This is a genomic window from Cellulomonas sp. ICMP 17802, assembly GCF_041295535.1.
In the GTDB taxonomy this organism is placed as follows: domain Bacteria; phylum Actinomycetota; class Actinomycetes; order Actinomycetales; family Cellulomonadaceae; genus Cellulomonas.
On record NZ_JBGFQZ010000043.1, the window covers coordinates 1 to 20,610 of the forward strand.

Consider the following 20,610-nt stretch of genomic DNA (forward strand, 5'->3'; position numbering starts at 1 on the left):
CCGCTCGGCGTCGGCCCGGGCGGCGGCACGACGACCGTCGACCTCGTCCGCGACGGACCGCACCTGCTCGTCGCGGGCACCACCGGCGCCGGCAAGTCCGAGCTGCTCACCACCCTGGTGCTCGCGCTCGCCCTGACGCACCCGCCGGACCGCCTGGCCGTCCTGCTCGTGGACTTCAAGGGAGGCACCGGCCTCGGGCCGGTCGCGGTGCTGCCCCACGTGCTGGAGCACGTCACCGACCTGGACGCGGCGCACGCGCGGCGGGTGCTGGCCGCGCTGCGCGCCGAGCTGCGTCGCCGCGAGGGGATCCTCGTTGCGGCCGGTGCCCGCGACCTGCGCGACCTGGATCCCGCGGCCGCCGGCACGCCCCCGCGCCTGCTCGTCGTCGTCGACGAGCTCCGTGCGCTCACCGAGGACGTCCCAGACGCGTCGGCCGCGCTCGCCCGCATCGCCGCCCAGGGCCGCGCGCTCGGGGTCCACCTGGTCCTGGCCACGCAGCGCCCCGCAGGAGCGGTCGGCGCCGACCTGCGGGCCAACCTCGCCCTGCGGATCGCCCTGCGCGTCACCGACCCGGCCGACTCCACCGACGTCCTCGACGCGCCCGACGCGGCCCGCATCAACCCCGCCACCCCCGGGCGCGCCTGGCTGCGCCGGGGCAGCCGCCCGCTCGAGCCGGTCCAGGTGGCCCGCGCGGTCGCGACGAGCGCGCGGCCGGTGGTCCGCCCTGCCCGGGCGTGGCCGGATGGCGCCACGTGGTCGCCCACCCGCGTCGAGCCGCGCGAGCGCGCCGACGCCGTCGAGGAGTGGGTGCGGGCCGCCGTCCGTGCCGCCGCGCTCCGGCCGCCCGGCGCGCGACCCCCGTGGCTCCCGGGGCTGCCGCGCGAGGTCCGGGTCGACGACGTCCCCGCGGGCACCGGCCTCCCGCTGGCCGTCGCCGACCTCCCGGACCAGCTGCGACGCGGCGCGGTGCGGTGGGACCCGGCGGGCGGGCACCTGCTGGTGCTCGGCGGCCCTCGCTCGGGCCGGACGACCACGCTGCTCACGGTCGGGACCGGCGCGCTCGCGCGGGGGTGGCACGTGCACGCCGTCGGCCTGCCGGGCGGCGCCGTCGACCGGCTGCGCGGGGCCGACGCGCACGGCGGGCTCGGCAGCGTGCTGGACACGGACGACGCGCGCGCCTCCGCCCGCCTGCTCGAGCTGCTCGCCGCCGGTCCGACGCCGGCCGTGCTGCTGGTGGACCGCCTGGACCTGCTGCTGGAGTCGCTCGGCCGGCTCGCCCGCGGGGCCGGCGCCGAGCGGCTGACGGCGCTCTGGCGGGGAGCCACGGGCCGCACCGCCGTCGCGGCCGGCTCGGACGCGGGTGCGGGCACGCTGCACCACGCCGCGGGGTTCGCCCACCGCCTCGTGCTCCCCCTGGCGGACCCGGCCCTCGACGTGCTCGCCGGGGTGCCGGCCGCCCTGGCCGGCGGTCGGTCGTCCCCCGGCCGGGCCGTGCACCTGCACGCGTCCGGCGCCGTGCTCTGCCAGGTCGCGCTACCCGGAGAACTCGGCGACCCGGAGCGGGAGCCGGCGTCCGCCCCTCCCGTGCGCGTCCGGCCGCTGCCCGACCGCGCCGACCTCCCCGGGGACTCCCGCGCGCGGACGGACCCGCTCGCCGTGCCCCTCGGCCGCGGCGGCGACGACGCCGGGATCCTCTGGGTGGACCTGGCGCACGGGCTGCTGGTGGCCGGGCCGCCCGGCTCGGGCCGCAGCACCGCGCTGGAGGTGGTCGCGGTCGCGCTGGTCCGGGCCGGGTGCGCGCCCCTGCGGCTGGTCGACCCGGCCGCCGGCGCGCCGGGCCTGCCGGGCGTGCGGGACGTCACGGTCGACGACCTGGACGCGGCGTGCCGTCGCGCGACCGGGCCGCCGGTCCTCCTGGTGGACGACCTCGACGACCTCGAGCGCAGCCACCCGTCGCTCGGCGGGCTGCTCGGGTCGGTGCCCACCGGCAGCGTCGTCGCCGCGGTCACGTCGGCCTCGGCGGCGCAGGCCTTCCGCGGTGCCGTCCCGGTCCTGCTCCGGCGGCGGCGGACGCTCGTGCTGGACGTGCACGACCCGGCGTCGGCCGAGCTGGTCGGCCCGCGGGCGGCCTGGAGCGAGGACCCGCGCCGGCGGCCTCCCGGGCGGGGCGTCCTGCTCCAGGGGCGGGACGCCGCCGTCGTGCAGGTCTACTCGACGGGCGCCTGACGTGACCCCGCGGTGACCGCCACGACCGGCGGCAGCAGCAGCCCCACGCCGACCAGCGTCGCGACCACCAGGACGACGACCCCCCACACGGACGGCTGCGAGCTGAGCCAGCCGAGCGCGAGCACCACCAGCAGGATCTGCCAGGTGATCACCGGCGAGCGGGCCCAGCGCCGCCCGCGCCACAGGCCGCGCGCGCCGAGCAGCAGCAGGAGCGCGATGCCGACGCCGAACGCCGCGAGGAACAGGCTCGCGCCGGGCAGGGTCGCGGTGCCCCGCACGACGTCGACGGTCCAGGCGATGCCGAGCCCGAGGAAGGCGGCGGCCTCGAGGGTCACGAGGAGGCAGACGACGAGCAGCAGGGCGGGGCGGCGTGCGGTCACACCCGAGAGCCTAGGCAGCCGGCGGCGACCGCAGGATCCGGCTCCCCCAGAGGCGGGCCGAAGGTCCCACGCCTACGCTGGCGAGATCGCTCCGGCCACGGGACGAAACCTGCGATACCACGCCGCGGGGGTGTCTCACGCCACGACGTGACGCCGATCACCTCCACCGACCGGCGCGTCGCCCCGGACGTTGGTCCTACAACGCCCCTCACCTGCAGCATCATGCGGACTCAGGCTCCGCACCGGTCGTTCACAGGTGTGACGAACACCTCAGCCTTCACGGAGAGGAAACCTCCCCGTAACCCTTGTGCAGTCCTGGCACGGGTGCGAGCCTTGACGCAGCAAGAAACCCCCACCCCCGATCTCACGTTCAGTCACGCGCGCCCTCACCCCGGGCGCCGGCTAGGCGTGTGCCTAGGAGAGAAACCATGGATTGGCGCCACCGCGCAGCGTGTCTCGACGAGGACCCGGAGCTGTTCTTCCCCATCGGGAACACCGGACCCGCGCTGCTGCAGATCGACGAGGCGAAGGCCGTCTGCCGCCGCTGCCCCGTCGTCGACACGTGCCTCAAGTGGGCGATCGAGACCGGGCAGGACGCCGGCGTCTGGGGCGGCCTCTCCGAGGACGAGCGCCGCGCGCTCAAGCGCCGCACCGCGCGCCAGCGCCGCGCCAGCTGACTCTCGCTCCACCGGCCCCGTCGCGCTCCGCGTGGCGGGGCCGAGTCACGCCCGGGCGACGTCGTCGGCCGACGTGCCGGTCGACCGGGCCGGTCAGAGCAGCGACGCGCCGTCCCGCGGTGCGCGCAGCCGGGCCTCGATGACGACCGAGGTCCCGCCGCCTTCGCGGCTCGACCACTCGATGGTCCCCCGCATCTCGTTGGTGACCAGCGTGGAGACGATCTGCGTGCCCAGGCCGGTGCCGGCCCCCCGCTCGGCGGGCAGCCCGGAGCCGTCGTCGGCCACCTCGACCCGCAGCCGGTCGTCCTCCCGCTCGACGATCACCTCGACCGTCCCCGACTCCCGCCCGTCGAACCCGTGCTCGACCGCATTGGTCACCAGCTCGGTGAGGATCAGGGCGAGCGCGGTGGCGTCCTCCGCGGGGATCGAGCCGAACGAGCCGCGCACCAGCGTGCGGACGTGGGCGCCCTCGGTGGCGACGTCCGCGGCGAGCCGCAGGCTGCGTCCGACGAGGTCGTCGAACGGCACGCTCTCGTCGAGGGTCTGCGACAGCGTCTCGTGCACCAGGGCGATGGTGGCCACGCGCCGCATGGCCTCCCCCAGCGCCTCCTTGGCCTCCGGCGAGTCGACCCGGCGCGACTGAAGCCGCAGCAGCGCGGCGACGGTCTGCAGGTTGTTCTTCACGCGGTGGTGGATCTCGCGGATCGTCGCGTCCTTGGTGATCAGCTCGCGCTCGCGACGGCGCAGCTCCGAGACGTCGCGGCACAGCAGCACCGCGCCCACCCGCTGGCCGTGCTCGGTGAGGGGCACCGCGCGCAGGGAGAGCGCCACGCCGCGCGCCTCGACGTCGACGCGCCAGGGTGCCCGGCCCATGAGGACCAGGGGCATCGACTCGTCGACCGTGTCGTGCTGCTCGATGAGCTCCGCGGTGACCTCGACCAGCGAGCGCCCGACGAGGTCTCCCACCACGCCGAGCCGGTGGAAGCAGGACAGGGCGTTGGGGCTGGCGTAGAGCACCTCGCCCTCGGAGTTGAGCCGCACCAGGCCGTCGCCGACGCGGGGGGCGCCGCGCCGGGGGCCGGTCGGCGCGTCGGGAGCGGGGAACTCGCCGCGCCCCACCATCGCGAAGATGTCGTCGGCGGCCTCGACGTAGTTGAGCTCGAGCCGGCTGGGGGTCCGGGCGCCGCCCAGGTTGGTCTGGCGCGCGAGCACCGCGATCGCCCGGCCGCGGCGGACCACGGGGACGGCCTCCTCGCGCACGGCGTAGGAGCCGAACCAGCGCGGCTCGCGCGAGCGCTGCGCGGCCCGCTCGTCGAGCGAGCGCTGAAGCTGGGGGCGCTGGCCCTCGGGCGCGCTCGACCCGACCACGTCGTCGTAGTGCACGGTCGCGCCCGTCGAGGGGCGGCACTGCGCGATCGCGACGAAGTCGCCGTCCGTGGTCGGCAGCCAGAGCACCAGGTCGGCGAACGCCAGGTCCGACAGCACCTGCCAGTCGCCGACGAGCAGGTGCAGCCACTCGAGGTCATGGGCGTCGAGCGCGGCATGACGAGCGGCGAGGGTGCTCAGGGTGGACACGGGGACCAGGGTAGGTGGCGCCGGCCCGGCCACGGGCAGGACGGCCAGGACGTGGGCAGATAGCCTCGGACGAACCACCTCGACCCTCGAAGGACCCGCCGTGCGAATGAGCGTGACGCTCGACCTGCCCACCGACGCCCACGCGGCGGCACGGCTGCTCGCCGACCCCGAGTACGTGCACCAGAAGGTCCGGGCCAGCGGCGCGCTCGAGCAGCACGTCGACATCACCGGCTCGGCGGACGAGGCCTTCACGGTGACCACCCGGCGGGCGCTGCCCACCGACCAGATCCCGGCGCACCTGCGGGGCTTCGTCGGCACCCGGATCGACGTGCGGCAGGTCGAGGCCTGGGAGGCGCCCGAGCCGGACGGCTCGCGCGTGGGCACCGTGGTGGTCGAGATCGCGGGCGCACCGGTGCGGCTCAGCGGGCGCACAGCGCTCACGTCGACGGCACCCGGCGCCACCACGGTCACCTACGACGGCGAGCTGCGGGCGACGGTGCCCCTCTTCGGCTCCGCGATCGAGCAGGCGACGGCCGGGGCGATCCGGTCCGCGCTGGAGGTCGAGCAGGACGTGGCGCGTCGCTGGATCGCCGGTCACGGACGGGCTCCGCAGCCGTAACGATTCGGTAACACGGACCCGTGTCCATATCGCTGTGACCTGCACAAACGATGGTGTGGGATCGCTACCACGGCAGATCAACCCCCGTGCCTCCTTGACACCTGTGAAGCCGCCGACGACAGTATCCGCAGCGCGTGGGAACGCTCCCGCATCACTGCGGATGGGAACGCGACCACGCCGGGTCCACACGGCCCAACCCGACGTCCGTCCGCGCCCCCTGCGGCGAACGGTCGGCGGGTGCCCTAGGGGTACGGCGAGGACGCCGTCCGACTGACAAGGGAGTCACAGTGCGCAAGACCACTAGCAAGATGTGGGCGGCCGCGGCGGGGGTCACGGGCATCGCCCTCCTCGCCACCGCTTGCTCGGGCAACTCGAACACGCCCAGCGACGAGGGTTCCTCGGCCGGTGCCGAGAACATCACGCTGACGCTCGGCACGTTCAACGAGCCCGGCTACACGGACGAGATGTTCAAGCAGTACGAGGACGAGAACCCCGGCATCACGATCGAGAACAAGAAGGCCGCGACCTCGAACGAGGCCCGCGACAACCTGAACACGCGCCTCGCGTCGGGTTCCGGCGCCTCCGACGTCGAGATGATCGAGATCGACTGGCTCCCCGAGCTCATGCAGTACCCGGACAAGTTCGTCGACCTGACGGACCCGGCCCTCGACGGCCGCTGGCTCGACTGGAAGGTCGCGCAGGCCACGACGCCCGACGGCGTCCTGCTCGGCTACGGCACCGACATCGGCCCCGAGGCCATCGCGTACCGCTCCGACCTGTTCGCCGCCGCCGGTCTCCCGACCGACCGCGCCGCCGTCGCCGAGCTGCTCGGTGGCAAGGACGCGACGTGGGACAAGTACTTCGAGGTCGGCAAGCAGTACACCGACGCCACGGGCAAGCCGTTCTTCGACGCCGCTGGTGCCATCTACCAGGGCATGATCAACCAGGTCCAGAACGCGTACGAGGACAAGGACGGCACGATCATCGCCGCCACGAACCCCGACGTGAAGGACATCTACGACGCCGTCACGAAGGCCTCGGTCACCGACAACCTGTCGGCCCACCTCGGCCAGTGGAGCGACGACTGGACCGCCTCGTTCCAGACGGACGGCTTCGCGACCATGCTGGCCCCGGGCTGGATGCTCGGTGTCATCGAGGGCAACTCGGCCGGCGTGACCGGCTGGGACATCGCGGACGTCTTCCCCGGCGGCGCCGGCAACTGGGGCGGCTCGTTCATGACCGTCCCCGCCCAGGGCAAGCACACCGAGGCGGCCAAGAAGTTCGCCGCCTGGCTGACGGCTCCGGAGCAGCAGCTCCAGGCCTACAAGAACAAGGGCACGTTCCCGAGCCAGACCGAGGCGCTGTCCTCGGACGAGCTGCTCAGCTCCACGAACGCGTTCTTCAACAACGCCCCGGCCGGCCAGATCCTGGCCAACCGCGCCGTGGGCATCGTCGCTCCCTTCAAGGGCCCGAACTACTTCGCCGTCAACGACGCGATGCAGTCGGCCCTGACCGAGGTCGACGTCAACGGTGGTGACCCCGCTGCTCAGTGGGACACCTTCGTGAGCGCGGTCAACGCTCTCGGCTGACCCTAGCCACAGGGGCCGGGCCGGTGGGTCACCCATCGGCCCGGCCCCGCCAGCGTAGGCTCCTGACCACTGCCACGAAGGACACCTGATGGCTACCTCCACCACCTCGCCCCAGCTCGACAGCGGTCGCCAGCGTGACCCCGAGCGCGTGCCCCGCCGCGTCGGCTTCAGCCAGACCCTCGGTCGCTGGGACGTCAAGGTCTCGCCCTACCTCTACATCTCGCCGTTCTTCCTGCTGTTCGCGCTGACGGGCCTGTTCCCGCTCGTGTACACGGCCTTCGTGTCGTTGCACGACTGGAACCTCATCGGCGGCAAGGGCGACTTCGTCGGGCTGCAGAACTACCTCTTCGTCATCCAGGAGCCCAACTTCTGGAAGGGCCTGCGCAACACCTTCAGCATCTTCATCCTGTCGACGGTGCCCCAGCTGATCATCGCGATCGTGCTCGCGGCGCTCCTCGACGCGAACCTGCGCGCGCGGACGTTCTGGCGCATGGGCGTCCTGCTGCCGTACGTCGTGGCCCCCGTCGCGGTCAGCCTGATCTTCGGCAAGCTGTTCGCCGACAAGTCCGGCCTCATCAACACGGTCCTCGGCTACGTCGGCATCGACCCCATCGGCTGGCACGCCGCGGTGCTGCCCAGCCACATCGCGATCGCCACCATGGTCGACTTCCGCTGGACGGGCTACAACACCCTGATCCTGCTCGCGGCCATGCAGGCCATCCCGCGCGACCTCTACGAGGCCGCCGTGCTCGACGGCGCCACCCGCGTGCGTCAGTTCTTCTCCGTCACCGTGCCGATGCTGCGTCCGACCATCATCTTCGTGGTCATCACGTCGACCATCGGTGGCCTGCAGATCTTCGACGAGCCGCGCCTGTTCGACCAGACCGGCCAGGGTGGCCCGAGCCGTCAGTGGATGACGGCGACCATGTACATCTACGAGCTGGGCTGGGGCAACCAGAAGAGCTTCGGACGCGCGTCCGCGGTGGCCTGGATCCTGTTCCTCATCATCGTCGTGATCGGCCTGATCAACTTCTCGATCACGCGCCGGATCTCGTCCGACTCGTCCACGCAGAAGCGGAAGAAGGTCTCCCGATGAGCGCCCCCTCGCTGCCGGTCATCCGGCAGACCGCCGGCCGTGGCGCCGCCCGTGCTGCCGGGCGGAGCCGCTCCACGGCCGCCGGGTCCGAGCGTCGTCCGGGCTGGGTCACGTACACCCTGCTCACGGTCGCGATCGTCCTGGCGATCGCCCCGCTGTACTACGCGTTCCTGCTGGCGTCGTCGAACTCGGCGTACATCGCGCAGCACCCGATCCCGTCGCTGATCCCCCAGGGCGAGTTCTTCACCAACGTCGGCAAGGTGCTGAACGGCGACATCCAGTTCTGGAAGGCGCTCGGCAACTCGATCATCGTCGGCACGATCACCGCGCTGTCCGTGGTGCTCTTCTCGACGCTGGCCGGCTTCTCGTTCTCCAAGCTGCGCTTCCGTGGTCGCAACGCCCTGCTCGTGTTCGTCATCGCCACCACGGCCGTGCCGACGCAGCTGGGCATCGTCCCGCTCTTCATCCTCATGTCCCAGCTCGGGTGGACCGGCAAGCTCATCGCCGTCATCGTGCCCGGCCTGGTCACCGCGTTCGGCGTCTTCTGGATGACGCAGTACCTCGAGTCGGCCCTGCCGTACGAGCTGGTCGAGGCCGCCCGCGTCGACGGGGCGTCGATGATCCGGACGTTCTGGCACATCGCCCTCCCGGCGGCGCGCCCCGCGGCCGTCATGCTCGGCCTGTTCACGTTCGTCGCCTCGTGGACGAACTTCTTCTGGCCGTTCATCGTCCTCGGACCGCAGAACCCGACGCTCCCGGTGGCCATCCAGCTGCTCCAGGCGTCGTACTTCAAGGACATGTCGCTGATCATGGCGGGCGTCACCGTCTCCACGATCCCGCTGATCATCCTGTTCTTCGTCGCGGGCCGTCAGCTGGTGGCCGGCATCATGCAGGGTGCCGTCAAGGGCTGAGCACGCGGCAGACTGTCTCTCGCACGTCCCGGACGATCGGGGTCGAACCGACCCGAGAGCCCGGCCGACCGGACAGGGCGGGGTGCTCCCCGGCACCCCGCCCTTCCCGTCACATGCTCGTCATCGCTGCTGCGGCAGCCACAGGAGGGAAGACCAACGGTGGTCGACAACATCCCGGTCCACGTGGACCCAGCGCGGCCCCCCGCGCCGACGCTCGAGCAGGTCGCCGAGCGCGCGGGCGTCTCGCGCTCGACGGCCTCGCGCGCCATCAACGGCGGTCTGCGCGTGTCTCCCGAGGCCCTCGCCTCGGTCGAGGCCGCGGTCGCCGACCTCGGCTACACGCCCAACCGCGCGGCCCGCTCGCTGGTGACCAAGCGCACCGACTCGATCGCCCTCGTCGTCCCCGAGCCCGACGAGCGCGTGCTCTCGGACCCGTTCTTCGCGGGCACGCTCAACGGCCTGTCGAGCTCGCTGGCGGACTCCGACATGCAGGTCGTCCTGGTGATCGCGCGGCCCGGCGAGAGCGAGCGCACCGTGCGCTACCTGCGCAACGGGCACGTCGACGGCGCGATCGTGGTCTCGCACCACGCCAACGACGAGCTGGACCGGGCGCTGCAGATCTCGCACGTGCCGAACGTCTTCGTCGGCCGGCCGCTGTCCGCCGACGAGCGCGACGTGCAGTACGTCGACACCGACAACGTCGAGGGCGGCCGGCTGGCCACGCAGCACCTCATCGACCGGGGCTGCCGCCGCATCGCCACGATCGCCGGCCCGGCCGACATGTCCGCCGGCATCGACCGCCTCACGGGCTGGCGCGCCGCCATGCGCGCCGCGGGGATGTCCGACGACGCGGTGGTGCACGGCGACTTCACCATGGCGTCGGGCACGATCGCGGCCCGCGAGCTGCTGGCCCGGCACCCCGACGTCGACGCGATCTTCATCGCCTCCGACCTCATGGCCGCGGGCGCGCTGAGCGTGCTCGCGGAGCACGGCAAGGACGTCCCCGGCGACATCGCCGTGGTGGGGTACGACAACCTCGGGGTCGCGGCGTCGACCACTCCCCCGCTCACCAGCGTCATCCAGCCGGTCGTCGCCATGGCGCGCGCCGCGGGTGCCCGGCTGCTCGACCAGCTCAACGGGGCGCCGCCGTCGCCGCCGCTGATCTTCGCGCCCGAGCTGGTCATCAGGGACTCGGCGTAGCGGGAGCGCGCCGAGCACGAGGGCCCGGTGGGTGATCCCACCGGGCCCTCGCGCATCCCGTCGGTCGTCAGGCGTCGGCCGGCGGCACGTGCCCGAAGCGGTGCAGGGTGCGGCTCACCGCCTGCTCGCGCACGACCGTGAGCAGCTCGCGCGCGCCGCTGGCCAGCACCGGCCCGTCGAGCACGGTGACCTGGCCGGCCCGCGTGGCCGCGGCCTCGCGCAGGCCCGGGGCCGACCCGACCACGCGGACGCGCCCGGTGACCAGGCCGGCCCGGACCCGGCCCGCGAACGCCTCGTGCGACTCGGCCGCGGCGTCGCTCACCGTGACGGGCACGCCCGCGGTCGCGGCGGCGTGCCGCACCCGGGCGACCTCGCGGTCCCGCGCGTCCGACCCCACCCGCAGCACCAGGCCCGGCACGGGGCGGTAGCGCAGGATGTTCGCCTCGACGCGCAGGCCGGACGGGTCGTGCTCCCGGCCGAGGTCGTCGGCCCACACCCGCTCGTCGTCCCGCGCCGCCCAGGCGAGCCAGGCGGCGTCCTCCTGGGGGACGTCGGGAGCGTCCTGCCAGCGGCCGACCTGCGCGACGTAGTGCGGGCCGCCCGCCTTGGCGCCGGGTCCCACGGTCGACGCCTTCCAGCCGCCGAAGGGCTGGCGCTGCACGATCGCGCCGGTGATGTGCCGGTTGACGTAGGCGTTGCCCACCTCGACCCGGTCGAGCCAGTGGTCGATCTCGGCCTCGTCGAGCGAGTGCAGGCCGCCGGTCAGCCCGAACGCCACGGCGTTCTGCAGGTCGATGGCCTCGTCGAGGGTCTCGACGCGCATGATGCCGAGCACGGGGCCGAAGCACTCCGTGGTGTGGAACCACGAGCCGGCCGCGACGCCGTGCTTGACGCCGGGGCTCCACAGGCGGCCCTCGTCGTCGAGCCGGCGGGGGGCCACCAGCCACGACTCCCCCGGGTCGAGGGTGGTCAACGCGCGCAGCAGCTTGCCCGCGGCCGGCTCGGTGAGCGGGCCGACGGCGGTCCCCAGGTCGGTCGAGGGTCCGACGCGCAGGGACGCGACCGCGTCGGCGAGCTGGCGGCGCAGCCGGTCGGACCGGCCCGCGGAGCCGACGAGGATCGCCAACGAGGCCGCGGAGCACTTCTGCCCGGCGTGCCCGAACGCGCTGCGCACCAGGTCGGCGACCGCGAGGTCCACGTCCGCCGACGGCGTGATGACCAGCGCGTTCTTGCCGGACGTCTCGGCCAGGACGTCCAGGTCGGGCCGCCAGCCGGCGAACAGCTGCGCGGTCTCGATCGAGCCCGTGAGGATCACGCGCGCGACGTCGGGGTGCGTGACCAGCCGGCGCCCGACGTCGCCCTCGGGGCTCAGCACGACGGTGAGGATCCCCGGGGGCGCGCCGGCGTCGTCGAGCCCCCGCTGGACCGCCGCCATGGCGACCTGGCCGCACCGGGGCGCCTGGGGGGCGGGCTTGACCAGCACCGGGCTGCCGGCGGCCAGGGACGCCAGCACCGAGCCGACGGGGATCGCGACGGGGAAGTTCCACGGCGGGGTCACCACCGTGAGCCCGTGCGGCCGGTGCACGGCGCCGGGCACCACGCCGTCGGCGAGCTCGGCCGCGCGCTCCGCGTAGTAGCGCGCGAAGTCGACGGCCTCGCTGACCTCGGGGTCCGCCTCGGCGACGGTCTTGCCGGCCTCGTGGACCATCGTCGCCACCAGGTCGCCGCGCGCGTCCTCCAGCGCGGCGGCGACTGCGTGCAGGGCGCGGGCGCGGTCGGCCGGGTCCGTCGCCGCCCACGCGGGCAGCGCGTCGGACGCCCGCGCCACGACCGCGTCGACCTCGTCGGTCGTCGCGACCGTCACGGCGCCGTCGGGCGTCGGGACGTCGTGGTCGACGATCCCCCGCGCCCAGGCCCGCGCGACGCCGACCGCGGGGTCGGTGTCGGGCGTGTTGGCGAAGCCGTCGGCGGCGGGGGCGTCGGCGAACGGCCGGGCCCCGCGGCGGGCCGCCGTCGACGGCTCGTCGCGGTCGCGGTACGCCACCCGGAACGCCTCCTCCTGCGCGTCCATCGCGTCGCCGGGCGCGAACAGCGCGTGCAGGAAGTTCTGGCTCGCGGAGTTCTCCTCCAGGCGGCGGACCAGGTAGGAGATGGCGACGTCGAAGTCGTGGCGCGCGACCACCGGCGTGTAGAGCAGCACCGCGCCGACCTCGTCGCGGACCGCGCGCGCCTGGGCCGGGGCCATGCCCTGCAGCATCTCGATGTCGAGCGCCTCGGCGACCCCCCGCTGCTGGGCGAGCAGGTGCGCGGCGGCCACGTGGAAGAGGTTGTGGCTCGCGACGCCGACGCGCAGGGCGGAAGTGCGCGCCGGGTCGAGCGCCCGGTCGACCAGCCGGAGGTACGCCGCGTCGACCTCGGGCTTGGAGCCGTAGGGCGCCTGGGGCCAGCCGTGCAGCTCGGACTCGACCTGCTCCATCGCGAGGTTGGCGCCCTTGACCAGGCGCACCTTGAGGCGCGCGCCGCCCGCCTCGCGCCGCTGCTCGGCGATGCCCGTCAGCTCGTCGAGGGCGTCCGCGGCGTCGGGCAGGTACGCCTGCAGCACGATGCCGGCCTCCGCGCCCAGCAGCTCGGGGTCCGAGGCCAGCCGCTCGAACACCCGCAGGGTGAGCGTGAGGTCGCGGTACTCCTCCATGTCGAGGTTGAGGAACGTGCCGTGGCGGGCCGCGGCCAGGTACAGCGGCCGCAGGCGGTCGACCACGCGCGCGACGCTGCCCTCGGTGTCCCAGGTGGACAGCTGGCTGGCCACGGCCGACACCTTGACGGACACGTAGTCGACGTCGGGCCGTTCGACCAGCGCCCGCACCCGGGCCAGGCGGGCGGTCGCCTCGTGCTCGCCCAGCACGGCCTCGCCCAGCAGGTTGAGGTTCAGCCGGAAGCCCTCCGCCCGCGTGGCCGCGAGGTGCGTGGCCAGGCCGGGCCCGTCGTCGGCCACCAGGTGACCCACCAGGCTGCGCAGGCGCTGCCGGGCCGCGGGCACCACGACGCCCGGCAGCACGGGGGCCACCCGCGCACCCACACCGAGCATCGCGCGGTCGAGCGGGCCGAGGAAGCCGGAGGCCGCCCCGGACGTCAGGCCGGCCAGCTCCCGCGCGGCCACCCGCACGTCCTGGGGGCGCGCCACGCGGTCGACGAACCGCACCGCGAGCTCGAGCCCCGCGGGGTCCGCGACCAGGGCCGCCAACCGACCGGTGGTCCGCCGTTCCGTGGCGGTCTGGCCCTCCGCCGTCGCCGACAACCAGCGCCGTGCCAGCCGGATCGCGTCCTCGGTGACGTCGCCTGTGGTCGACATGGTTCTCCTCGTCCTCGGGGTGGACCGGGTCTCGGCCCGGGCCCAGTCTGGGCTGTCCGGGACCGTCCGTGCGACGTCCGTCGCCCGGATGCCGGTGGACCCGCCGGTCAGTCTCCCGGCCGCGGGTGAATCCCGCGCGCGCGCCGGGCGACGGACGCCGCGCTGACCAGGACCGTCGGCCGCGTGCGCCCGCGTTGCCCGATTCCTCCTGCCCGCGCCTCGGACACGCCCGGCTCGCCCTTCGGTCCTGCCGGGCGCGGGCCGGAAGCGGTGACAAGGTGGGGGACGTGACGGACCTCACAGCGGAGACCCCGCAGCAGACCACGCCCCTCGCCACCGCCCAGGCACAGCTCGCCTCGGCCGTCGAGATCCTCGGCTACCCCGAGGGGCTCCACCGCATGCTCGCCACACCCCGGCGCGAGATGAACGTCGCTGTCCCCCTGCGTCGGGACAACGGCGAGATCGAGCTGTTCACCGGGTACCGCGTGCAGCACAACATCTCCCGCGGCCCGGGCAAGGGCGGGCTGCGCTACTCCTCCTCCGTCGACGTCGACGAGGTGCGCGCGCTCGCCATGTGGATGACCTGGAAGTGTGCGGTCGTCGACGTCCCGTACGGCGGCGCCAAGGGCGGCGTCACCATCGACCCGCGGCAGTACTCGCAGGCCGAGCTCGAGCGCGTGACCCGCCGCTACACCAGCGAGATCATGCCGATCATCGGCCCCGAGCGGGACATCATGGCGCCCGACATCGGCACCAACGAGCAGACCATGGCCTGGGTCATGGACACGTACTCGGTCAACCTCGGCTACACCATCCCCGCCGTCACCACCGGCAAGCCGCTGGCGGTCGGAGGGTCGCTGGGCCGCGCCACGGCCACCTCCCGCGGCGTCGTGCACCTGGCCGCCTCCGCGCTCGCCGACGCGGGCGTCCGCCTCGACGAGGTGACCGCGGCCGTGCAGGGCTTCGGAAAGGTCGGCTCGCACGCGGCACGGTTCCTGCACGACGCCGGCAGCCGGGTGGTCGCGGTCAGCGACGAGCTCGGCGGCGTGATGAACAGCGACGGCCTCGACATCGTGGCGCTCATGCGGCACGTGGAGGCGACGGGCACCGTCACCGGGTTCGACGGCGGGTCGGCCATCGACAACACCGAGCTCCTCGCGCTCGACGTGGACGTGCTCATCCCGGCGGCGGTCGAGGGCGTCCTCGACGCCGAGGCCGCCGGTCGGGTCAAGGCGCGCTGGGTGGTCGAGGCGGCCAACGGCCCGACGACCCACGAGGGCGACCGGGTCCTCGCGGAGCGCGGGGTCGTCGTCGTCCCCGACATCCTCGCCAACGCCGGCGGCGTCGTCGTGTCGTACTTCGAGTGGGTGCAGGCCAACCAGGCGTACTGGTGGACCGAGCAGGAGATCGAGGACCGCCTCGAGCACCGCATGGTGCAGGCCTACCGCGCGGTCGCGTCCGTCTCGCAGGCCGAGGGCGTCTCGCTGCGCGACGCAGCGCTCACGATCGGCGTCCGTCGCGTCGCCGAGGCCCACCAGATCCGCGGCCTCTACCCCTGACGGGAGTACGGGCGGGGGTGCGGGTGTTGCGAACGAGGTGACTCGTCCGAACCCCGTGCCCCTGTCCGTGCTCGACACCTCCCCGGTCGCCGTCGGCCAGTCGTCCGCCGACGCGCTGGCCGCCACGACCACGCTGGCCCGCGTCGCCGACGCCGCGGGCTACGCCCGGTTCTGGGTGGCCGAGCACCACGCGATGCCCGCGGTCGCCTCGACGTCCCCCGGCGTCCTGCTCGCGCACCTCGCCGCGGCGACGGACCGCATCCGGGTGGGCTCGGGCGGGGTCATGCTGCCCAACCACCCCACGCTCGTGGTCGCCGAGCAGTTCGCGATGCTCGAGGCGCTGCACCCCGACCGCATCGACCTGGGCATCGGCCGCGCGCCGGGCGCGGACCCCATGACCGCCGCCGCCCTGCGCCGCACGGTCGAGGGACTGGGTGCCGACGACTTCCCCGCCGAGGTGATCGACGTCCTCGCCCTGCTGGGTCAGCGGCTCCCGGGCCGGTCGCCCTCGCTGCGCGCCACCCGCCTGTCCGCCACGCCCGCCGCGACGTCGACGCCCGAGGTCTGGCTGCTGGGTTCCAGCTCGTTCAGCGCCGAGCTGGCCGGCGAGCTGGGCCTGCCGTTCAGCTACGCCCACCACTTCAACACCGGCCACACGCTGCAGGCCGCCGAGGCCTACCGCCGCGCCTTCCGGCCCTCGCCGGTGCTCGACGAGCCGCGGCTGATGGTGTCGGCCTCCGTGCTGGTGGCCGACTCCGACGACGAGGCCGAGTACCTGGCCGGCCCGAGCCGCGTGATGGCCCTGTCGCTGCGCACGGGTCGGCCGCTCGGCCCGATCGTGTCGCCCGAGGACGCCGCCCGCGAGCTCGCCGCGCTCGACCCCATGGCCGCCGCGGACTTCTTCGCGCGCGTCCCCGGCACGCAGGTCGCGACGACGGCCGACCGCGCCGTGGACGAGCTGGCCGCGCTGGTCGCCCGGACCGGGGCCGACGAGCTGATGATCACGGGGACCGCGTACGACGTGGCCACCCGCGTGCACACGCTCGAGCAGGTGGCGGCGCGCTGGCCGGCGGTCGTCGCCGCCGCCTGACGGGCGTCAGACCGGCGAGCCCGCCGCCGCTGGGTCGCGCACGAGGCGGGCCGACCCCTCCCCGTCGAGCGCGAGCGTGTCGCCGTCGGGTGTCGACACGGCGACCGCGCCGCCGAGCAGCCGCAGGACCGCCTGCTCGCAGGCCATGGCGTCCGGCGGCCCGGCCATCAGCGTGGAGACGACCGGCCCGAAGGTCAGCGTGTCGCCGTCGAGCACCCACGTGCCGCGCACCCGGTTGACGCCGGCCATGCCGAACACCTGGCCGTCACCGTCGAACGTCAGCCACGGGGTGGTGCGGCGCGCCCCGGCGACCTCGGCACCCTCGAGCGCCGTGAACCGCCACGTCCCCGCCAGATCGACCATGCGCCGATCATGTCACCCGCGCGGCTGGCGGTCCGCCCAGGTCTCCAGGGTCACGCGCGGGCCGGTGTAGAACGGCACCTCCTCGCGCACGTGCAGGCGCGCGTCGGTGGCGCGCAGGTCGCGCATGAGGTCGACGATGCGGTGCAGCTCGGGCGCCTCGAACGCGAGGATCCACTCGTAGTCGCCCAGCGCGAAGGCCGAGACGGTGTTCGCGCGGACGTCCGAGTACCCGCGCGCGGCGTGGCCGTGCTCGACGAGCATCCGGCGCCGGTCGTCCTCGGGCAGCACGTACCAGTCGTACGACCGAACGAACGGGTAGACGGTCATGTAGTCGCCCGCCGGCTCGCCCGCCAGGAACGCGGGCACGTGCGACCGGTTGAACTCGGCGGGGCGGTGCAGCCCGACCACGGACCACACGGGAAGCAGGTGCCGGCCCAGGTCGCTCGCGCGCAGCCGCTGGTAGGCGCCCTGCACCTCCTCGACCGTCGCGGCGTGCCACCAGACCATGAGGTCCGCGTCCGCGCGCAGGCCGGCCACGTCGTACCAGCCGCGCACCACCAGGCCGTCGTCGGCGACCGCCGCCTGCGCGGCCGCGATCAGCTCGGCGCGCTCGTCGTCGTCCTCGGGCAGCACCTCCTCGAGCGCGAAGACGGTCCACATCGTGTAGCGGACGGTGGCGTTGAGGGTCTCGGCGTCGTGCGTCATCGCGGATGCTCCAGGTCGGGGATCAGGACAAGGGGTCGGTCGAGCAGGCGGCGGGGATGCCGCTGGGCTGGCCGGCGCGCATCTCGCAGCAGCCGGGGCGGCACACGGACCGGAACGGCGGGAGCGTACCGACGGTGGCCTCGGACACCGGCCGGGCGGCGGCGTCGACGGCGAGGTCGGCGGTCACGCCGGTGGTCGGGCCGTAGCCCGCGCGGGCCAGGGCTGCGCGCTCGAGGACCAGGTCGACCAGGCCGCGGACGAACGGCTCGCGGGTGCCCACGCTGTCCGCGCGGACGGCGACGAGCCCGAGCTCGGCGGCCGTGGCCAACGCCTCGGTGTCGAGGTCGAACGCGACCTCCATGTGGTCCGAGACGAACCCGATCGGCGAGAGGACCACGGCCGGCACACCGTCGGCGGCCAGGACGGCCAGGTGGTCGTTGACGTCGGGCTCCAGCCACGGCTGGCTGGGCGGCCCGGAGCGCGAGCAGTAGGTGAGGTCCCAGGTCACGGGCCTGCCCAGGCGCTCCTCGACCGCGGCGGCGACCGTCGCGGCGACGTCGAGGTGCTGCGCGCTGTAGGACGCGCCGCTCACCGCCGAGGCCTCCTCCATGGTGTCCGGGATCGAGTGCGTGACGAAGACGAGCCGGGCGTCATCGCCGGCCGCGCCCAGCGACTCGTAGGCCTCGGTCACGGCGTCGACGTTCGCCTGCACGAAGCCCGGGTGGTTGAAGTACGAGCGCACCTTGTCGACGACCAGGGGGTGCTCGCCCTCGCCCAGCCCGACGTCCACGCCGAGCTCGTCGAGCGACGCCCAGAGGTTCTCGCGGTACTGCCGGCAGCCCGAGTACGACGAGTACGCGCTGGTGACCAGGGCGACCATGCGGCGCGCACCGTCCGAGTAGGCGGCCGACAGCGCGTCGCGCGTGTACGGCTCCCAGTTGCGGTTGCCCCACACCACCGGCAGGTCGATCCCGCGGCGCGCGAGCTCGTCGGCGAGCGCGCGCTGGAGGGCCAGGTTCTGCCCGTTGATCGGGCTCGCCCCGCCGAAGTGGTGGTAGTGCTCCGCGACCGCGGCGAGCCGCTCGTCCGGGATCCCCTTGCCGGCCGTGACGTTGCGCAGGAACGGCAGCACGTCGTCGGGACCGTCCGGCCCGCCGAACGAGAACAGCAGGAGCGCGTCGTACGGGGCGACGGGGCTCAGCTCGGACGAGGGCGCGCGGGTGCTCACAGCGGTGTCGGGGGCCACCGTCCGATCATCCCACCGGCCGCGCGACGCCTTCGCGGCGAGCGGCCCGGCCGGCCCGTGAGATTGTCGCGACGCGATGTCAGAAAGCCGGGCGCTCAGCCCTTGACGGCACCGCCGAGCCCGGCGCCGCGCAGGAACATGCGCTGGAACACCAGGAACATGAGGATCGGGATGATCGTCGCGATGGCGTAGGCGGCCATGAGCGTGCCCTTGTCGGTGGTGGCCTCGAGCGACGGCAGCCGGACGGACAGCGGCTGCAGGTCGGGGTTGCGCAGGACCAGCAGCGGCCAGAGGAAGTCCTTCCAGGACGCGATGACCGCGAACACGGACACCACGCCGAGGATGGGCTTGCTCATGGGCAGCACGATCGACCAGAAGAGCCGGAACGGCCCGGCGCCGTCCACGCGCGCGGCCTCGAAGATCTCGCGCGGCAGGTTGTCGAAGAACCGGGCGACCAGGACGACGTTGAAGGCGCTCGCGCCGGCGGGCAGCCAGACCGCCCAGTAGGAGTTGACCAGCGAGTGCCCGACCAGCGGCGGGTGCAGGATGATCAGGTACAGCGGCACCAGCAGGACCACGGCGGGGACGAACAGCGTGGCCAGGACGAGCCCCTGGGCGTAGCGGGCCCAGTGCGGCCGCAGCACGGACAGGACGAACCCGCCCGTGGTGGCCACCAGCATCTGCGAGGCCCACGAGCCGATCGCCAGCACGACCGTGTTGACGAAGTACTTGCTGATGTCGATGTCGAACCAGGCGTCGTGCAGGTTCGACCACTTGACGCCGTTCGGGAAGATCGCGAGCGGCGTGCGCAGGATGTCCTGCGTGGGGGTGACGGCGAACTTGCCGAGCAGCAGCAGCGGGCCCACGCACCACACGACGAGCAGGATCAGCAGGAGCACGTGCATCGTGTTCCAGGTGTGCCGCACGCGCGGGCGACGCCAGTCGGCCTGCGACACCGCGGTGCGGTCCTCCTCGGGGGCGCCGGCGCTGCGCGGCTTGCCCGCCTCGTTCTCGAGCTCGGTCGGCAGGACCGCCTCGGGCAGCTTCGGGGTGGTGGTGGTCACGAGGTGCTCCAGCTGCGCGTGAGGCGGAAGTAGATCAGGGACATCACGGCGAGGAAGACGGCGAGCATGAGGGACAGCGCCGTCGCCATGCCGTAGTTCCCGCCCAGGCTGTTCTGGAACGCGTACCGGTACACCAGCAGCAGCACGGAGATCGTCGCGTTCGCGGGACCACCGCCGGTGAACAGGTAGGGCTCCAGGAACACCTGGGCGGTCCCGATGATCTGCAGGATGAAGGTGATGAGCAGGACGCCGCGCAGCTGCGGCATCGTGACGTGCCAGATCTTGCCCCAGACGGAGGCGCCGTCGACCTCGGCCGCGTCGTACAGCTCGGTGGGCACGCTGGTCAGCGCGGCGAGGTAGATGATCACGGTGCCACCGGCGGCCGCCCAGGTGGCCTCGAGCACGAGGGACGGCATGGCCGACGTCGCGCTCTGCAGCCAGGGTTGGGGCGGTATCCCGACGTAGCCGATGATCGTGTTGAACACGCCCTCGGGCCGCGGGTCGTAGAAGAACTTCCACAGCAGGACCGCGACCACCGGCGGGACCACCACGGGCAGGTAGGCCAGCGCCGAGTAGAGGCCCTTGGCGCGGCGCACCTCGCTCATGAGCACCGCCGCGATGAGCGGCACCGGGTAGCCGAAGATCAGCGCCAGCAGCGCGAAGTAGGCCGTGTTGCGGATGGCCATGGGCAGCACGGGGTCGGCGAACACGCGCTGGAAGTTCTCCAGGCCCACCCAGGACGTCACGACGAGGTTCGTCTTCTGGAAGCTCATGACGACGGCCTTGACGATGGGCGCCCACGAGAACACCCCGAAGATCACCAGCATCGGCAGCGCGAACACCAGCGTGCTCAGGCCCCCGCCACGGACCCAGGTGGCCGGGGTACGCCTCCTGGTCGGTCGGTCGACGATGCTGTCGGCGGTCATGCGGTCCTTCTCTCGGGGCGTGTCGTCGTGAACGA

Annotated in this window: 17 protein-coding genes; 9 read left to right on the forward strand and 8 right to left on the reverse strand. The window is 73.7% G+C overall.

Features of this window, described 5'->3' with window-relative positions:
- The coding region (locus AB5970_RS18220; RefSeq protein ID WP_370505366.1) for an FtsK/SpoIIIE domain-containing protein at nucleotides 1-2,226 on the forward strand (2,226 nt) is incomplete at its 5' end.
- Here the strand turns inward: AB5970_RS18220 and AB5970_RS18225 are convergent.
- Nucleotides 2,208-2,606, reverse strand: a complete 399-nt coding sequence (locus AB5970_RS18225; RefSeq protein WP_370505367.1) for a hypothetical protein — start codon at nucleotides 2,604-2,606, stop codon at nucleotides 2,208-2,210. The genes AB5970_RS18220 and AB5970_RS18225 overlap by 19 nt on opposite strands.
- A 428-nt stretch (nucleotides 2,607-3,034) precedes the next feature.
- On the opposite strand from AB5970_RS18225, the gene AB5970_RS18230 reads away from it, so the two are divergent.
- On the forward strand, nucleotides 3,035-3,283 hold the full coding sequence (locus tag AB5970_RS18230) for a WhiB family transcriptional regulator (RefSeq protein WP_123370111.1): 249 nt from the start codon (nucleotides 3,035-3,037) through the stop codon (nucleotides 3,281-3,283).
- 93 nt (nucleotides 3,284-3,376) lie between these two features.
- On the opposite strand, the gene AB5970_RS18235 is transcribed toward AB5970_RS18230, so the two are convergent.
- The gene (locus tag AB5970_RS18235; RefSeq protein WP_370505368.1) at nucleotides 3,377-4,858 is read right to left on the reverse strand and encodes a sensor histidine kinase; all 1,482 of its coding nucleotides are present in this window, start codon (nucleotides 4,856-4,858) and stop codon (nucleotides 3,377-3,379) included.
- A gap of 106 nt (nucleotides 4,859-4,964) precedes the next feature.
- On the opposite strand from AB5970_RS18235, the gene AB5970_RS18240 reads away from it, so the two are divergent.
- The 5 genes from AB5970_RS18240 (at nucleotide 4,965) to AB5970_RS18260 (ending at nucleotide 10,273) form a co-directional block, all read left to right on the forward strand.
- Nucleotides 4,965-5,477, forward strand: coding sequence for a DUF2505 domain-containing protein (locus AB5970_RS18240; RefSeq protein ID WP_370505381.1), 513 nt, complete (start codon nucleotides 4,965-4,967; stop codon nucleotides 5,475-5,477).
- A 287-nt stretch (nucleotides 5,478-5,764) separates the two neighbouring features.
- Nucleotides 5,765-7,066, forward strand: a complete 1,302-nt coding sequence (locus AB5970_RS18245; protein WP_370505369.1) for an extracellular solute-binding protein — start codon at nucleotides 5,765-5,767, stop codon at nucleotides 7,064-7,066.
- Between the two features lie 88 nt (nucleotides 7,067-7,154).
- Nucleotides 7,155-8,162 (forward strand): carbohydrate ABC transporter permease, encoded by a 1,008-nt coding sequence (locus tag AB5970_RS18250; protein ID WP_370505370.1) that lies wholly within the window; start codon nucleotides 7,155-7,157, stop codon nucleotides 8,160-8,162.
- Nucleotides 8,159-9,073: a carbohydrate ABC transporter permease gene (locus AB5970_RS18255; RefSeq protein WP_370505371.1), complete on the forward strand. Its 915-nt coding sequence runs from the start codon at nucleotides 8,159-8,161 to the stop codon at nucleotides 9,071-9,073. The genes AB5970_RS18250 and AB5970_RS18255 overlap by 4 nt, the downstream gene beginning before the upstream one ends.
- Before the next feature lie 159 nt (nucleotides 9,074-9,232).
- Complete coding sequence (locus tag AB5970_RS18260; RefSeq protein ID WP_370505372.1) at nucleotides 9,233-10,273, forward strand: LacI family DNA-binding transcriptional regulator; 1,041 nt, start codon at nucleotides 9,233-9,235, stop codon at nucleotides 10,271-10,273.
- A gap of 67 nt (nucleotides 10,274-10,340) precedes the next feature.
- Here AB5970_RS18260 and AB5970_RS18265 read toward each other — a convergent pair whose 3' ends face one another.
- Nucleotides 10,341-13,622, reverse strand: coding sequence for a bifunctional proline dehydrogenase/L-glutamate gamma-semialdehyde dehydrogenase (locus tag AB5970_RS18265; RefSeq protein WP_370505373.1), 3,282 nt, complete (start codon nucleotides 13,620-13,622; stop codon nucleotides 10,341-10,343).
- A 287-nt stretch (nucleotides 13,623-13,909) separates the two neighbouring features.
- On the opposite strand from AB5970_RS18265, the gene AB5970_RS18270 reads away from it, so the two are divergent.
- Together AB5970_RS18270 and AB5970_RS18275 are read left to right on the forward strand one after the other, a co-directional pair.
- Nucleotides 13,910-15,181: a Glu/Leu/Phe/Val family dehydrogenase gene (locus AB5970_RS18270; RefSeq protein ID WP_370505374.1), complete on the forward strand. Its 1,272-nt coding sequence runs from the start codon at nucleotides 13,910-13,912 to the stop codon at nucleotides 15,179-15,181.
- Nucleotides 15,182-15,218: 37 nt separating this feature from the next.
- The gene (locus AB5970_RS18275; RefSeq protein WP_370505375.1) at nucleotides 15,219-16,271 is read left to right on the forward strand and encodes an LLM class flavin-dependent oxidoreductase; all 1,053 of its coding nucleotides are present in this window, start codon (nucleotides 15,219-15,221) and stop codon (nucleotides 16,269-16,271) included.
- 6 nt (nucleotides 16,272-16,277) lie between these two features.
- Here AB5970_RS18275 and AB5970_RS18280 read toward each other — a convergent pair whose 3' ends face one another.
- The 5 genes from AB5970_RS18280 to AB5970_RS18300 all read right to left on the reverse strand — a co-directional run bounded on the left by AB5970_RS18280 (nucleotide 16,278) and on the right by AB5970_RS18300 (nucleotide 20,575).
- On the reverse strand, nucleotides 16,278-16,634 hold the full coding sequence (locus tag AB5970_RS18280) for an META domain-containing protein (RefSeq protein WP_370505376.1): 357 nt from the start codon (nucleotides 16,632-16,634) through the stop codon (nucleotides 16,278-16,280).
- A 12-nt stretch (nucleotides 16,635-16,646) separates the two neighbouring features.
- Nucleotides 16,647-17,339 (reverse strand): hydrogen peroxide-dependent heme synthase, encoded by a 693-nt coding sequence (gene hemQ, locus AB5970_RS18285; RefSeq protein WP_370505377.1) that lies wholly within the window; start codon nucleotides 17,337-17,339, stop codon nucleotides 16,647-16,649.
- Between the two features lie 22 nt (nucleotides 17,340-17,361).
- Nucleotides 17,362-18,585: a ferrochelatase gene (locus AB5970_RS18290; protein WP_370505378.1), complete on the reverse strand. Its 1,224-nt coding sequence runs from the start codon at nucleotides 18,583-18,585 to the stop codon at nucleotides 17,362-17,364.
- Nucleotides 18,586-18,680: 95 nt separating this feature from the next.
- Nucleotides 18,681-19,649 (reverse strand): carbohydrate ABC transporter permease, encoded by a 969-nt coding sequence (locus AB5970_RS18295; protein ID WP_370505379.1) that lies wholly within the window; start codon nucleotides 19,647-19,649, stop codon nucleotides 18,681-18,683.
- Nucleotides 19,646-20,575, reverse strand: coding sequence for a carbohydrate ABC transporter permease (locus AB5970_RS18300; RefSeq protein WP_370505380.1), 930 nt, complete (start codon nucleotides 20,573-20,575; stop codon nucleotides 19,646-19,648). The genes AB5970_RS18295 and AB5970_RS18300 overlap by 4 nt, the downstream gene beginning before the upstream one ends.
- Between the last annotated feature and the right edge of the window lie 35 nt (nucleotides 20,576-20,610).

What these genes read in the sequence shown, in the direction of transcription:
- AB5970_RS18230 (WP_123370111.1), top strand. Translation starts at nt 3,035, where the DNA reads ATGGATTGGCGCCACCGCGCAGCGTGTCTCGACGAGGACCCGGAGCTG.
- AB5970_RS18240 (WP_370505381.1), top strand. Translation starts at nt 4,965, where the DNA reads ATGAGCGTGACGCTCGACCTGCCCACCGACGCCCACGCGGCGGCACGG.
- AB5970_RS18250 (WP_370505370.1), top strand. Translation starts at nt 7,155, where the DNA reads ATGGCTACCTCCACCACCTCGCCCCAGCTCGACAGCGGTCGCCAGCGT.
- AB5970_RS18255 (WP_370505371.1), top strand. Translation starts at nt 8,159, where the DNA reads ATGAGCGCCCCCTCGCTGCCGGTCATCCGGCAGACCGCCGGCCGTGGC.
- AB5970_RS18265 (WP_370505373.1), bottom strand. Translation starts at nt 13,622, where the DNA reads ATGTCGACCACAGGCGACGTCACCGAGGACGCGATCCGGCTGGCACGG.
- AB5970_RS18280 (WP_370505376.1), bottom strand. Translation starts at nt 16,634, where the DNA reads ATGGTCGATCTGGCGGGGACGTGGCGGTTCACGGCGCTCGAGGGTGCC.
- hemQ (WP_370505377.1), bottom strand. Translation starts at nt 17,339, where the DNA reads ATGACGCACGACGCCGAGACCCTCAACGCCACCGTCCGCTACACGATG.
- AB5970_RS18300 (WP_370505380.1), bottom strand. Translation starts at nt 20,575, where the DNA reads ATGACCGCCGACAGCATCGTCGACCGACCGACCAGGAGGCGTACCCCG.